Source organism: Amycolatopsis sp. TRM77291 (genome assembly GCF_054166285.1).
Genome location: NZ_JBSZHF010000001.1, coordinates 1,204,029 through 1,215,983 on the forward strand (window position 1 = coordinate 1,204,029; position 11,955 = coordinate 1,215,983).

Annotated in this window: 14 protein-coding genes and 1 riboswitch; of the genes, 7 read left to right on the forward strand and 7 right to left on the reverse strand. The window is 70.6% G+C overall.

All coding sequences use genetic code 11. The features are described from left to right. Positions 1 to 14 precede the first annotated feature (14 nt). Entirely contained in the window at positions 15 to 350 is a 336-nt protein-coding gene (locus tag ACXIZN_RS05740; protein WP_457952936.1) for a hypothetical protein, read from the forward strand. A gap of 4 nt (positions 351 to 354) precedes the next feature. Here ACXIZN_RS05740 and ACXIZN_RS05745 read toward each other — a convergent pair whose 3' ends face one another. After that, positions 355 to 1,305: an ArsR/SmtB family transcription factor gene (locus ACXIZN_RS05745; protein ID WP_457952937.1), complete on the reverse strand. Its 951-nt coding sequence runs from the start codon at positions 1,303 to 1,305 to the stop codon at positions 355 to 357. Positions 1,306 to 1,353: 48 nt separating this feature from the next. Between ACXIZN_RS05745 and ACXIZN_RS05750 the strand changes: the two genes are divergently transcribed. After that, positions 1,354 to 1,788, forward strand: a complete 435-nt coding sequence (locus tag ACXIZN_RS05750; RefSeq protein WP_457952938.1) for a hypothetical protein — start codon at positions 1,354 to 1,356, stop codon at positions 1,786 to 1,788. 248 nt (positions 1,789 to 2,036) lie between these two features. Further along, complete coding sequence (locus ACXIZN_RS05755) at positions 2,037 to 2,237, forward strand: hypothetical protein (RefSeq protein WP_457952939.1); 201 nt, start codon at positions 2,037 to 2,039, stop codon at positions 2,235 to 2,237. A 536-nt stretch (positions 2,238 to 2,773) separates the two neighbouring features. Here the strand turns inward: ACXIZN_RS05755 and ACXIZN_RS05760 are convergent. From ACXIZN_RS05760 to ACXIZN_RS05775, 4 genes are read right to left on the reverse strand one after another with little or no spacing between them, the layout of a single operon-like run. Continuing rightward, entirely contained in the window at positions 2,774 to 4,150 is a 1,377-nt protein-coding gene (locus ACXIZN_RS05760; RefSeq protein ID WP_457952940.1) for an ABC transporter ATP-binding protein, read from the reverse strand. Continuing rightward, positions 4,147 to 4,932 (reverse strand): ABC transporter permease, encoded by a 786-nt coding sequence (locus ACXIZN_RS05765; RefSeq protein ID WP_457952941.1) that lies wholly within the window; start codon positions 4,930 to 4,932, stop codon positions 4,147 to 4,149. Before ACXIZN_RS05765 ends, ACXIZN_RS05760 begins: the two co-directional genes overlap by 4 nt. Then, positions 4,926 to 5,867, reverse strand: coding sequence for an ABC transporter permease (locus ACXIZN_RS05770; protein WP_457952942.1), 942 nt, complete (start codon positions 5,865 to 5,867; stop codon positions 4,926 to 4,928). Before ACXIZN_RS05770 ends, ACXIZN_RS05765 begins: the two co-directional genes overlap by 7 nt. A gap of 1 nt (position 5,868) precedes the next feature. Next, positions 5,869 to 7,377, reverse strand: a complete 1,509-nt coding sequence (locus tag ACXIZN_RS05775; protein ID WP_457952944.1) for an ABC transporter substrate-binding protein — start codon at positions 7,375 to 7,377, stop codon at positions 5,869 to 5,871. 80 nt (positions 7,378 to 7,457) lie between these two features. Beyond that, positions 7,458 to 7,622: riboswitch (cobalamin riboswitch) on the reverse strand. 24 nt (positions 7,623 to 7,646) lie between these two features. On the opposite strand from ACXIZN_RS05775, the gene ACXIZN_RS05780 reads away from it, so the two are divergent. Further along, entirely contained in the window at positions 7,647 to 8,390 is a 744-nt protein-coding gene (locus tag ACXIZN_RS05780) for a class I SAM-dependent methyltransferase (protein ID WP_457952945.1), read from the forward strand. Positions 8,391 to 8,405: 15 nt separating this feature from the next. On the opposite strand, the gene ACXIZN_RS05785 is transcribed toward ACXIZN_RS05780, so the two are convergent. Together ACXIZN_RS05785 and ACXIZN_RS05790 are read right to left on the reverse strand one after the other, a co-directional pair. Then, entirely contained in the window at positions 8,406 to 9,038 is a 633-nt protein-coding gene (locus ACXIZN_RS05785; RefSeq protein WP_457952946.1) for a TMEM175 family protein, read from the reverse strand. Between the two features lie 10 nt (positions 9,039 to 9,048). After that, positions 9,049 to 9,546 (reverse strand): DUF6790 family protein, encoded by a 498-nt coding sequence (locus tag ACXIZN_RS05790; RefSeq protein WP_457952947.1) that lies wholly within the window; start codon positions 9,544 to 9,546, stop codon positions 9,049 to 9,051. Positions 9,547 to 9,603: 57 nt separating this feature from the next. On the opposite strand from ACXIZN_RS05790, the gene ACXIZN_RS05795 reads away from it, so the two are divergent. The 3 genes from ACXIZN_RS05795 (at position 9,604) to ACXIZN_RS05805 (ending at position 11,931) form a co-directional block, all read left to right on the forward strand. Next, positions 9,604 to 10,023 carry a MarR family winged helix-turn-helix transcriptional regulator gene (locus ACXIZN_RS05795; RefSeq protein ID WP_457952948.1) on the forward strand — a complete coding sequence of 140 codons (420 nt, stop codon included), beginning with the start codon at positions 9,604 to 9,606 and terminating at the stop codon, positions 10,021 to 10,023. 152 nt (positions 10,024 to 10,175) lie between these two features. Then, the gene (locus tag ACXIZN_RS05800) at positions 10,176 to 11,168 is read left to right on the forward strand and encodes a GlxA family transcriptional regulator (protein ID WP_457952949.1); all 993 of its coding nucleotides are present in this window, start codon (positions 10,176 to 10,178) and stop codon (positions 11,166 to 11,168) included. Between the two features lie 19 nt (positions 11,169 to 11,187). Further along, positions 11,188 to 11,931 (forward strand): DJ-1/PfpI family protein, encoded by a 744-nt coding sequence (locus tag ACXIZN_RS05805; RefSeq protein ID WP_457952950.1) that lies wholly within the window; start codon positions 11,188 to 11,190, stop codon positions 11,929 to 11,931. The last annotated feature ends 24 nt before the right edge of the window (positions 11,932 to 11,955 follow it).

Here is an 11,955-nt window from a genome sequence, read left to right on the forward strand (position 1 = left end):
AAGGGGAGGGAACGATGATCCGGAAAGTGATGCTCGTCGGTGGCGCGATGATCTCCGCGCTGGTGCTGGGGACCTCGACCGCGGAGGCGGCGAGCTATCTCATCAAGCAGGGACACGACTACGCGCAGTACCTGGCCGACCGTGACTTCGCCGAGGTCTGCGACGAGGAGCAGGACGGCAACGGCGTCTACGCCCAGTACAGGCAGAAGAACGGGTTTCTGACTCTTCGCGACAACAATGGTTCGAAGATCGGCTGCGGTCACGCCACGATCCCGGATGTGACGTCGTTCCGGCTCTGCGAGGACGACGCGGGAGACGACAGCTGCACGCCGTGGCGGATCGTGCGCTGACGGCTCAGCCCAGCAGCGCGGCGCCCACCGGCGTGAGATTGTGCAGCACCACGGCTCCGTGGCGTCGGCTGGTGATGAGCCCGGCGTCGCGGAGCACCGTGGTGTGCCGCGAAACCGCGGCCGCCGAAATGCCGAGCCGGTCGGCGAGTTCGCCGCTGGTGGGGCAGCCCGCGACCGCGTACAGGACGGCGGCGCGGGTCCGGCCGAGCAGGGTGGCGAGGTGTTTCGGCAGGGGAGCGGGCTCGTGCTCGTGGGACACCGGGAAGACGAGGACCGGTGGAAGGTCGTCGTCGGCGAGGGCGACCGGGGTGTCCCAGCAGAAGTAGGACGGGACGAGCCGGATGCCGCGTCCGCGAAGGTGAAGATCGCGGTCAATGGGGTAGCGCACGGTCAGGACCGGTGCCTCCCAGCGGAAGGCCGGGCGGAGCGATTCGAGCAGGCCGAGTGCGCCGCCTTCGCCGGCGAGGCGTGACCGCACGGCCCGATCGGTGTCGACCTGGGTGCGCACGGTAGTCCACTGTGGAGCGACCAGGGTGTCGTGGGCGATCCGTAACGCCTCGGTGACCTGATCGAGCGCCGTGCCTGCCGCGAGTCCGTGTGTCCACCTGGGCAGGCGACGGTGCTGTGCCATCAGCCCGACTTCGCGCCCGAGCCGGTCCGCCGGGGTTCCACGGAGCGCCGCCAGGCCCGCCTTCAGCCCGTTCTCGGACTCGGCGGGGGTGAGGAAGTCCGGGAAGTACCGGGCCGGTGGCGCGATCGTCTGCAGGAAACGCACCGCCGTCCGGGTGTCGCGTTCCCGCAGCCCTTCCCGCACCCGGCGCCGCCAGCGCGCGAAGGCGGGAATGCCGTCGAGCGTCAGTTTCTGCATGGCCAGAACCGTTTCCCACAGCGGATCCGGTGCGGCCGCCACGCGGACACGGGCCAGGTCACGGTCGGTGAAGTGAACACGAAGCATGACGCCTCCCCCTGGAGTCGTCATTCATTTATCACATCGGAGGGGACCATGAAGCGTTTTCGGAGCAGGAACCTGCGGCGGGTGGCGACGGCGGCCGTGGTGGCGTCGGCGGCGACGCTGGCGTTCACGGGCACCGCGTCGGCGGCGACGGGCGCGGCCACCGGATCCGGAAGCGAGGTCTACGGATCGGCCAACTGGACCTGGACGCTCAGCGGGATGAAGAGCATCAACATGGCCGTGCGGGACACGAAATGCGACGGCAATCCGGTCTACGTGCACTTCGAGGCCGACCTGGGCATGGGGACCATCGACCCGACGCCGTACCGCTGGAACCAGAGCGGATGTGGCACCACGATCACCTGGAGCAACCTTCGGTACAGCTCGGGAACGAAGCTCAGCCGGGTCCGCGTCGTGGTCTGCGTGGACGACGCGGGCTGGGACACCTGCTATCGGAGTGGCTGGCAGCGTAACCCCACGGCGTAGGCTCGTCGCGCTACCAGCCGACCGAAGGACGACGATGAGACAGCCATCAGCCGACCGGTTCGTGGGTTCGCTCGAAGCCGTGTACCGACGGCTGATCGAAAACGGGGCGGTCTCGCTCAGCGTCGAACACGATGGCGACGAGACGGTCGTCCGGGTCGAGCCAGCCGTCCCCGGTGCGCCGCGCCTGCTGCTGCGCATGACCGGAAGCACCGGGGGACCTGTTCCTCGACGATCTGGACGCGTTCGAAGTGGATTCGCCGGAAGACGACGAAGAGTTCGCGGCGTTCGCGCGGGCGCTGGCCGATGGGGAGGTCGAGGTGGTCTTCAGGAGGACCTTGCTCGGCCGGCGGCCGGCGGGGGTCGAATGGCCTGGTGGTGAGTGGTCGTTTCCGGGCCTCTTCGGCTGGGCTTTCCGGTCGCGTCGGGAGACGGTGCGGGGATACCGCTGAGTCGTTTGTGTCCACATAGGACGCTTCTCGGGGTTTGAGGTCGAGGTGGCGTGTCGCGAAAGCCACTTTCGCGACGTCGGCGAGCGGCTGGGTGGGGTCGGGTCGTGGTGTGCCGGTTCGGGTGGCGTGTCGCGAAAGCCACTTTCGCGACGTCTGGTGTCCCGAAAGTGGCTTTCGCGACACTGGCGCCNCGTGAGTGGTAAGGACGGTTCTAACCGTCCTTACCACTCACGAGACTTGACCGACCACGTCTCCGCCGCCCTTTGCTCGCCGCTTGAAGTACATGTCGCGAAAGCCACTTTCGCGACGTCTGGTGTCCCGAAAGTGGCTTTCGCGACACGAGCGGCGGTGGGTTGGGTCGGTTGGTGGCGTGCGGGTTCTCTGTTGTCGAGGGGGCGTGTTGCGAAAGCCACTTTCGCAACGTCGGGGGACGGCTGGGTGGGGTCCGGCCGTGGTGCACCTCTCGGACGCGCGCCCCTCAGCCACCCGCCCGTAAAGTCAAAGGCACCAGGAAACTGTCCCCTGTGGACAGTAGGTCACCCAGGTGACTCAGGCATCGTGATCGCGAACGGATCCGAGGCGTCCTCATGGCTGATCATGAGCAGCGCCGTCCCGTGCCGCGTCGCCTCGGCGGCGAGGAAATCCAGCAGCCGCGCGCGGTTCGCCGCGTCGAGCGCCGACGTCACTTCGTCGCAGATCAGCACCGTGGGGTGGGCGAGGAGCGCCCGGGCCACGGCGCAACGCTGGAGCTGGCCACCTGAGAGCTGGCCGGGCCGCCGGTCGGCCGCGTCGATTCCGAGACAGCGCAGGGTTTCCGTCGCTTCGAGCCGGGCGTCCGCGCGGCTGAGCCCGCGAAGGAGACGGGCGGTGTCGGCCACCTGGTCTAGCACGTCGCGGAATTCGTCGAAGGACGCGCGGCTGTCCTGATGGACGTATTGGATCGCACGCAGTTGCGCGCGGGTCCGACGACGGGCGAGGCGGGGGAGCGGGACGCCGTCGATTTCGATCGTGCCGGCGCTCGGCGGGGTCAAACCGGCGAGCGCGCGGGCGAGTGTCGTCTTGCCCGCGCCCGAGACGCCGGTGAGCGTGGTGCGGCTGCCGGCCCCCAGCTCCAGGTCGAAGTCCTCGACGAGCGTCCTCCGCCCGGCGCGCACGGTGAGCCCGCGGACGACGAGCACCGGCGAAGACGGCGAAGGGGGCGGGCTGTCGGAGCGTACGGGGTCGGGCAGCGTCGGGGACGGTACCAAGCGGTGGTCGCGGAGTTCGGCGACGTCGCCGTCCAGGGCGCGGGCCAGCGTGAGGTCGTGGGTCAGGATCAGCAACGCCGTCCCGGCCCGGGAAAGCTCCGCGAGCCGGGCGGTGAGCACGGCCCTGTTCGCCGCGTCGAGACCACTGGTCGGCTCGTCGAGGACCAGCACCCGGGGCCGGTTCACGAGAGTGGTGGCGAGGGCCATGCGCTGCTGCTGCCCGCCGGACAACTGATGCGGGAACCGTCGCCACAAAGCCTGTTCCAGCCCCGATTCCGCCAACGCGGTGCGGGCCGCCGCCAACCGCGCGGCACGGCCGTGGTGGCGGAGGGCGGCGAGTTCGGCCAGCACCGGCCCACAGCGGCGGACCGGGTCCAGTACCGCCGACGGCTGCTGCGGCAGGTGGCCGACGACGCCGGCCCGCGCCCGTCGCAGTTCGGAAGCGGTCCGGTTCAACAGCGGGGATCCCGCCAGCACCACCGACCCGGACAGCGTGATCCCCGGGCGGGTCTGTCCGGTCGCGGCGAGACCCAAGGTGGTCTTTCCCGTGCCGGACGCGCCGAGTACGACGAGTACCCGGCCCGGTTCGAGGGATAGTGAGACGTCGTCGAGCAGAACGGTTTCCCCGGCGCGGGCGGACAGTCCGCTGATCTCCAGGACGGTCACGGGATCACCCGCCTGGCGGCGAGCAGCCGGTCGGCGACGAGGTTCGTGCCGACGCACAACGCCATCAGCAGCGCGGCGGGCACGAGGACCACCGCGGGCGAGGTGTAGAGCGCGTCGCTGTTGCGTTCGATGACCACGGCCCAGTCCGGGGAGTCGGCGGGCAGGCCGAGACCGAGGAAGTTCGCCGACGCCAGCAGGTAGAGCACCACGCCGAGCCGCGTGCCGGCGTCGGTCGCGACGGGACCGGTGAGGTGCCGGGCGACGTACCCGAGCTGGATCCGCCACCACGGTTGTCCTTGCATGGTCAGGGCTTCCACGGCGGTACGGCAGCCGGGCGCCAGCGCCGCGGCCCGCACCACGCGGGTGATCGCGGGCAGCTGGAGCACGGCGACGACGGGAATGAGCACGCCGGGCCCACGGTGCCCGGTCGCGGCGAGCACCATGAGCACGAGCAGCGATGGGAAGGCCAGCACAAGATCGAGGGACCGCATCACGGTTTCGTCGGCCAGCCGTCCGCGCCCGGCCGCGACCAGACCGAGCGGCACCCCGATCAGATAGGCGAGCCCGAGCGCGGCGGCCGTCATGCCGATCACGGGGAACCCGCCCGCGAGGATCACCGTGAGCGCGTCACGGCCGAGGACGTCGGTGCCGAGCGGATGGGCGCCGCCCGGTGCCTGCCACGGCGCCCCGACCGATTCCACGGGGCCCGCGATCACCGGCCCGGCCATCGCGAGCGCCAGCGGCACCGCGAGGAGGGACCAGCCCAGTATCCGTTTCACCACGTGGCACGCTCCCGCTGCGGCGTGAGCCGATGCGCCACGAGGTCCGCGACGAGGTTTCCGAGCACGACCACCCCGGCGAACAGCAGCACGTATCCCTGCACCTGCGGGATGTCCCGGTTCTGCACGGCTTCGACGAAACCCGTGCCGAGCCCGGTGATCGCGAACAGGGACTCGACGATCACCGTGCCGGTCAGCAGCCCTTCCACGGCGCGGGCGAGTTGCTGCACGGCGGGCGCCGCGGCGGCGGGCAGGAGATGACGCAGCACCACGGAGCGTTCGGGCAGGCCCAGCAGACGCAGGTGCCCGGCCACCTGGCCCCGGGTCTGCTCGGCGATCCCGATCCGGAGTTGCCGGGCGACGTCGCACAGCTGCCGGGCGACCAGCACGATCACCGGCAGCACGAGCACCTCGGGGCGCGCGGTCAGGTCCATACCGGCCGCGGTCGCCGGGAGCAGTCCGGTGTAGACGGCGAATCCGGCGACCAGCAGCAGACCGAGGACGAATTCGGGGATCGCGTGCAGGAACAGCGTGACCGCGGTGAGCACCCGGTCGGTCCGCGACCCTTCGCGCAGCCCGCAGGTCACCCCGATGCCCAGCGCGAGCGGTACGAGCACGAGCAGGGTCACCCCGGCGAGCACGGCGGTGGTGGCGAAGCGGCGGGTGATCTCGTCGGTCACCGGGGCACCGGTCACGAGCGACCGGCCGAGATCGCCGGTGACCAGCCCCGAAAGCCAGTGCCCGAACCGGTCGAGGACCGGCTGGTCGAGGCCGAGCCGGTGGCGCACGGTCGCCACCTGCTCCTCGGTGGCCTGCTCACCGAGCACGACCGACGCCGCGTCACCGGGGAGCAACGCGGTCACGGCGAACGTCGCGACCAGGACGAACATCGCCTGAAGTACCGCGAAACCGAGCCGCCGGGCGGTGTAACCCGGCACGTCAGGACAGCCGGGCGCGGTCGAACCTCGCCCAGTCGAAGGTGTTCGGCGGCGCGGTCACCAGTCCGGACACCCGCTTCGACACGCCGATCGTCCAGGTGCTGAACCCCCAGGCGAGCAGACCTCCGGACGCGTGCACGATCCGCTGCGCGTCACCGAACAGCGCCAGCCGGGCACCCTCGTCCGCGGTGGCCGCGGCCCGGTCCATCAGGGCGTCGAACTCAGGCGAGGCGAAACCGTTGACGTTGTTCGAACCACCGGTCCGGAAGCGCTGGTTGAGGAACGTCGGCACCGGCAGGGTCGCCGTGCGGGTGAGCGCGGCGACACCCTTGGTCTTGATCTCGCTGAAATAGGTGCTCGACCCGCGCGTGTTCGGGGTGACCTTCAGCCCGATTTCCCCGAGCTGCCGGGAAATCAGCGTGGCCGCGGTGGCGAAACCCGGGTCGACGTCGCTGGTTTCGACGGCGAAGGCCAGCCCCTCCGCGCCCGCCTCCCGGACGAACGAGCGGGCCAGTTCCACATCGCGTCCGCGCTGGGGGATGCCGGCGGCGTACCCGCGGAGTCCCTTGCCGAACAGGTCGTTGCCGATCTCGCCGCGGCCGGCCAGCGCGACGCGGTTCAGCGCCTCTCTGTCCACTCCGGACAGTACGGCGCGGACCAGCCTCGGGTCGGCGAACGGCGGCTGCGTCACGCGCAGGATCATGCCCTGCATCGTCGTTCCCTTGGCTTCGAGCAGCGAGACGCGCGCGTCACCGGCCAACCGGGCGGCGGTTCCGGCCGCGAGGTCGTGGGCGTAGTCGACCTGCCCGGAAAGTAAGGCGTTGACGCGTGCGGCTTCCTCGTTGACCGGAACGAATTCCAGCTCGTCGATACTCGGCGCACCGTCCCAATGGGACTCGTTCCTGCGGAACACGGCGGGGCCTCCCGGGGTGAACGAGACGAACCGGAACGGGCCGGAGCCGACCGGCGCCGTGAAGTCCGTCGTCCCGGCGGGCACGATCTCGGCGCCGGGAGCTCCCCAGCCCGACGGGAACTCGAAGTCGGGGGCGGCGAGGATCAGCTCGATTTCGGTGGGGGACACCGCTTTGCTGCGGCCGAAATCCACCTTCGCGAAGTACTGCCGTGACGAGGAGGCCAGTGCGGGATCGGCGATCCGCCGGAAGGTGTAGAGCACGTCGTCCGCCGTGACCGGACGGCCGTCGTGGAAGGCCGCCCGCCGCAGCCGGATCCGCCAGCGCGTGCCCGAATCGTCGCTCTCCCAGGACTCGGCGAGCCGCGGCCGCAACGAGGTGTCGGCGTTGTAGGCGACCAGCGTGTCGAAGAGCGCCTTGGCCCGCGCCTGGTCGACGAAAAGGGAGACCTGCGCCGGGTCCAGCGTCTCCTTCGAGCCGCCCGCGGCGAACGCGACCCTCAACCGGCCCGTGTCCGCCGGCGTGGTCCCGCACGCGGCCAACGGCGTGAGGGCGGCCAGGGCGAGGAGCCGCCGTCGGGTGAGCGGATGACGCGTCATAGGAACCTCCGGGACATCGAGCACTGTCCCGGGCGCGCGGCCGCACGTGAACGGGACCCCGCTCCGTACTCCACGACAGTTGGGGCTGGCAGTACCCGGCGGGCAGTCCGGCTCTCGGCACCGGGAGTGCTCCCAGGCCGATCACGGTTGCGGGTCAGCGCCGGATTCACACCGGCTTCCCCCGACGGGCACCTTCTTGCGTTGTGGCGCCCACGGTAACCCATGACCGGGATGTGCTACACAGGATCAAGATCACGAAGGGGAGGCCGGTGGACGGGAAACTCGCGGCGGACTGGGTGCGCCGGTGGGACATCCAGCAGGAACGCTACGTCGCCGACCGCGAAGAACGTTTCGCCGTGCTGATCGACGTCGTCGAGCACGTATGCCGTGACGTCGCCGACCCGCTGGTGCTGGACCTCGGCTGCGGCCCGGGATCGCTGGCCACGAGGCTAGCCGGGCGGCTCCCGCGGGCGCGGATCGTCGGCGTCGACAACGACCCCTTCCTGCTCGCGCTCGCCAGGGCCACCCGGCCGCCGGAGACGGAAATCGAGTACCTCCAGGCGGACCTCGCCGAGAGCGGCCGGCTGAAGTGGGGGCAGGTCGACGCCGCGGTCTCGACGACCGCGTTGCACTGGCTGCGTCCCGAGCGGCTCGCCGAGGTCTACCGTGACCTCGCCGGAGCGCTGAGGGAGGGCGGAGCGCTCGTCAACGGTGATCACTTCTACGACGAACAGCCTGCCATCCGCGAACTCGCCGAGGTCGTCAAGAACCGGCGGGCGGAGCGTGCCGGGGTCGGCGCCAACGAGGAATGGAAGGCCTGGTGGGCCGCGGTCGCCGCGGATCCCGCGCTGCGTGAGCGGTTCACGGCCGACGAGTTGCGCGGCATTTCGACCGGCTACGGCAACCGGTTGAGCCCGCAGGAACACACCAGGCTGCTCCGGGAAGCGGGTTTCGCCGAAGTGGCCCCGGTATGGCAGTTCGGCGACGACTACGTCCTGGTGGCCCTGCGCTGACCCCGATCCGGCCGCTCAAGTGGCGGACGGCCGGTGGTCCTGGACGCGGCGGGCGACGGCGAGCGCGACAGGCGCCGCGAGCCAGCACAGGTAGGCGGCGGCGCCGTTCGTCAGGAACGGGACGGGTACGGAGAACCCGAACACCGCGGCCAGGCAGACGCTGCGCGTCAGGCTTTGGGCGAACACCTTCGGCGGCCCGCCGGTCCCGTACAGGTGTCCGCGCCGGATCTCCCGGATGATCAGCGCGAACGACGCGGAGGCCAGGACCTGCACCGTGGCGTACACGCTGAACCGGAGCGGGAAGGCTCCCTCGGCGGTGATGACCCGCGTCGCGAACGGCATCAGGACCTGCATGAACAACCAGGCCAGGGTGAGGCTGATCAGGCGCCCGTTCAGCGAGCGGACGTAGGGGAAGATCTCGTGGTGCGCGCGCCAGTGCGCGGAGATCACCACGAAGCTGAGCGCGAAGGCGATGTATTCCTTGCCGTGGGCCGAGATCGAGCCCAGCATGGCGCCGGTGGTGTCGCCGTGGGGGATCGGGAGGTCCAGCGCCAGCAAGGTGAGCGCGATCGCGATCACCGCGTCTACGAAGATGCCGAGCCGCTCGGCGGCGGCCTTCCCGATCGCGTGGCCGGTCTGTGTCGTCATGATGAGGGCCTCAGGCGGCGATCTTCGCGGCGAGGCGTCGCGATCGCAGGGCCAGGACGATCATGACCGCCGGGAGCAGGACGTCGGTGACGAGTACACCGCCGGTGTTGCCGGGGGCGTGGTCACCGTTGGCGAACCATTGGTAGACGTGGCCGATCGCGGCTCCCCAGAGGAACATCCCGCCGGCGATGCCGATGGTGAGGCGTTCGCGCGCGGAGGCCGAGGCGGCCCGGAAGCCCAGGACGGCCAGGGCGAGGTTGGCGAAGGCGATCTCGAACATGAACGGCGTCCGCTCGAAGCCGATCGCCGTGGCCATGACGTCCGGGAAGGCGAGGAAAGCGACCGTCATCCACAGGCTGCCGCAGCCGAAGGCGCCGATGGCCCACCAGCGCTGCCAGATTTCGAGCCGCTCCTGAGACGACGTCGCGTGGCGGGCGCGGAGGAACGCTCCGGCGGCGGGCACGACGACCCAGACCAGGGGGAAGGCGGATTGGGTGAAGTAGTTCATGGCATCAGTCTTACCTGGTTAATATTAACCCGTCAACACTGATGGTAGGGTGACGCCGTGGACGACGGACTCGCGGACCTGCTGCACCGGGTGGTCATGCTGATGGGCGAAGCCGCCCGGCGGCGCGCCGATGACCCCGGCGGTTTGACCTACAGCCAGATACGGCTTCTGGGCACGCTCGAGGAAATCGAGCCGGCGACGCAGCACCGGCTCGCCCAGGCGCTGTCGGTGTCCGACCCGGCGATCAGCCGGGCCCTGCGGCCACTCGAAGCGGACGGTCTGGTGCGGATCACCGTCGACCCCGAGCACGCGCGCCGCCGGCTGGTCCGGCTCACCGATCTCGGCCGGAAAGCCTTCCACGCGGCGGGAAAGCCGCTTTACGACGAGTTGCGCGAAGGGCTCATCGCGGCGGGCTTTCCGTACGAGCGCTATCTCCAGGACACCGTCCGGCTGGCCGAAATCCTCGCGGCCGACTGAGCCCTGCCGGGACGAAGGCGTCCTTCGCCGCATCGGATACGGCGAACGGAGCATTCGCGGCGGGTGTCCACTGTGGTCATCGCGCGGCGACGTGTCGTCCAGCGTGGGGAAAGCCTGCCCAGGATCAGGCAGCCGGCGAGTAGGTTCGCCCTGTGGGGTCTGGAACGGAATCGGTGCGCCGCGTGGTGATCGTCGCCTTCGACGGCGCGCAGATACTCGATGTCGCCTGTCCCAGCGGGGCGTTGGAGATCGCGAACTCGCACGGTGCCGCGCCGCCGTATGCCGTCGAACTGGCCACGGTGCACGGGCGGACGACGCGGAGTTCGTCGGGGATCCTGCTCGCCGGTGTGCGGCGGCTGGCCGAGGTGCCGGGGCGGATGGACACGATGCTCGTGGTCGGGGGCGCGGGAACGGAGGCGGCGGCCAAGGACGAGCGACTGCTGACGCAGGTGCGGCGGCTGGCGGAACGAAGCCGGCGGGTCGCGTCGGTGTGCACGGGGACGTTCGTGCTGGCGGCCGCCGGGCTGCTCGACCACCGGCGGGTCACCACCCACTGGGGATACAGCGAGCAGCTCGCCGCGGCTTTTCCCGCCGTGACAGTGGATCCCGCCCCGCTCTACATCCGCGACGGGAACGTCATCACCTCGGCCGGGGTCATCAGCGCGCTGGATCTCACGCTCGCGCTGATCGAGGACGACCACGGTCCGACGCTGGCCCGCGAAGTCGCCCGTGAACTGGTGACCTATCTGCACCGCCCGGCCGACCAGGCGCAGATCAGCACGTTCCTGGCCGCTCCGCCACCGGGCAACCGGGTCGTGCTGGATCTGCTGGGCTACATCTCCGCGCATCTCACCGAGGATCTGAGCCCGCCGGCGCTGGCGGCGCGGGCCGGGGTCACCACCCGGCATCTCACCCGCCTGTTCACCGCCGAGCTGGGCAGCACCCCGGCCAGGACCGTGCGCACGGCGCGGACCGAGGCGGCGGCCCAGCTGGTGCGGTCCACCGCGTTGCCGCTCGCCGCGGTCGCCCGGCAATGCGGGTTCGCCTCGGCGGAGACCCTGCGCACGGCGTTCCGCCACCACTACGGGCTCTCCGGGGACAAGCTTCGCAGGATGCCGGACATGCCACGCCCGATCGTCCCCTGACCGCTCCAGGATTCGCGGCATGAACGATGCGAAGACCACGCGCAGGACAGTGCTGGCGGGAGCCGCGGCGGCCGCGGCGTTCGGCCTCGGCACCGGCACGGCCCAGGCGGAGAGCTCAGGATTGAAGATCGGCATCCTGCTCTACGACGGCTTCAGCCTGCTGGATCCGACCGGCCCCGCCGAGGTGTTGTCCCGGCTGCCCGGCGCGACGGTGACGATGATCGCGGAGCACCGCGGCCCGGTGCGCACCGACACCCGGGACGTCGCGGTGATGGCGGAGCGTTCGGTGGCCGAGGTGAACCGCCTGGACGTGCTGCTGGTCCCGGGCGCGGGCAACCGCGGCACGGTCGCCGCCATGGAGAACCAGGTCCTGCTCGACTGGATCCGGCGCGTCCACCGGCACACGACCTGGACCACGTCGGTGTGCACGGGGTCCTTGATCCTCGGCGCGGCAGGGCTGCTGCGCGACCGGGCCACCACGTACTGGGCGTCGGCGGACTACCTGGAGAAGACCTTCGGAGTGCGCTACGTGGCCGAGCGGTACGTCCAGGTCGGCAAGGTCGTCACCGCGGCGGGGGTGTCCGCCGGGATCGACCTCGCGTTCCATCTCGCCTCCTTGCTGGCCGGGGAGCGGATCGCCCGCGGTATCCAGCTCGCCGTCGAATACGACCCGCGGCCGCCGTTCGACTCGGGTGACGCCGCGAAGGCGAGTCCGGAACTGAAGGCACTCGCGCTGAAACTGCTCGCCGATTCGCAGGAGTAGCACGCGGGCGGGGCGGCAACCAGG

What these genes read in the sequence shown, in the direction of transcription:
- ACXIZN_RS05750 (WP_457952938.1), top strand. Translation starts at nt 1,354, where the DNA reads ATGAAGCGTTTTCGGAGCAGGAACCTGCGGCGGGTGGCGACGGCGGCC.
- ACXIZN_RS05805 (WP_457952950.1), top strand. Translation starts at nt 11,188, where the DNA reads ATGAACGATGCGAAGACCACGCGCAGGACAGTGCTGGCGGGAGCCGCG.
- ACXIZN_RS05775 (WP_457952944.1), bottom strand. Translation starts at nt 7,377, where the DNA reads ATGACGCGTCATCCGCTCACCCGACGGCGGCTCCTCGCCCTGGCCGCC.
- ACXIZN_RS05785 (WP_457952946.1), bottom strand. Translation starts at nt 9,038, where the DNA reads ATGACGACACAGACCGGCCACGCGATCGGGAAGGCCGCCGCCGAGCGG.
- ACXIZN_RS05790 (WP_457952947.1), bottom strand. Translation starts at nt 9,546, where the DNA reads ATGAACTACTTCACCCAATCCGCCTTCCCCCTGGTCTGGGTCGTCGTG.
- ACXIZN_RS05745 (WP_457952937.1), bottom strand. Translation starts at nt 1,305, where the DNA reads ATGCTTCGTGTTCACTTCACCGACCGTGACCTGGCCCGTGTCCGCGTG.
- ACXIZN_RS05740 (WP_457952936.1), top strand. Translation starts at nt 15, where the DNA reads ATGATCCGGAAAGTGATGCTCGTCGGTGGCGCGATGATCTCCGCGCTG.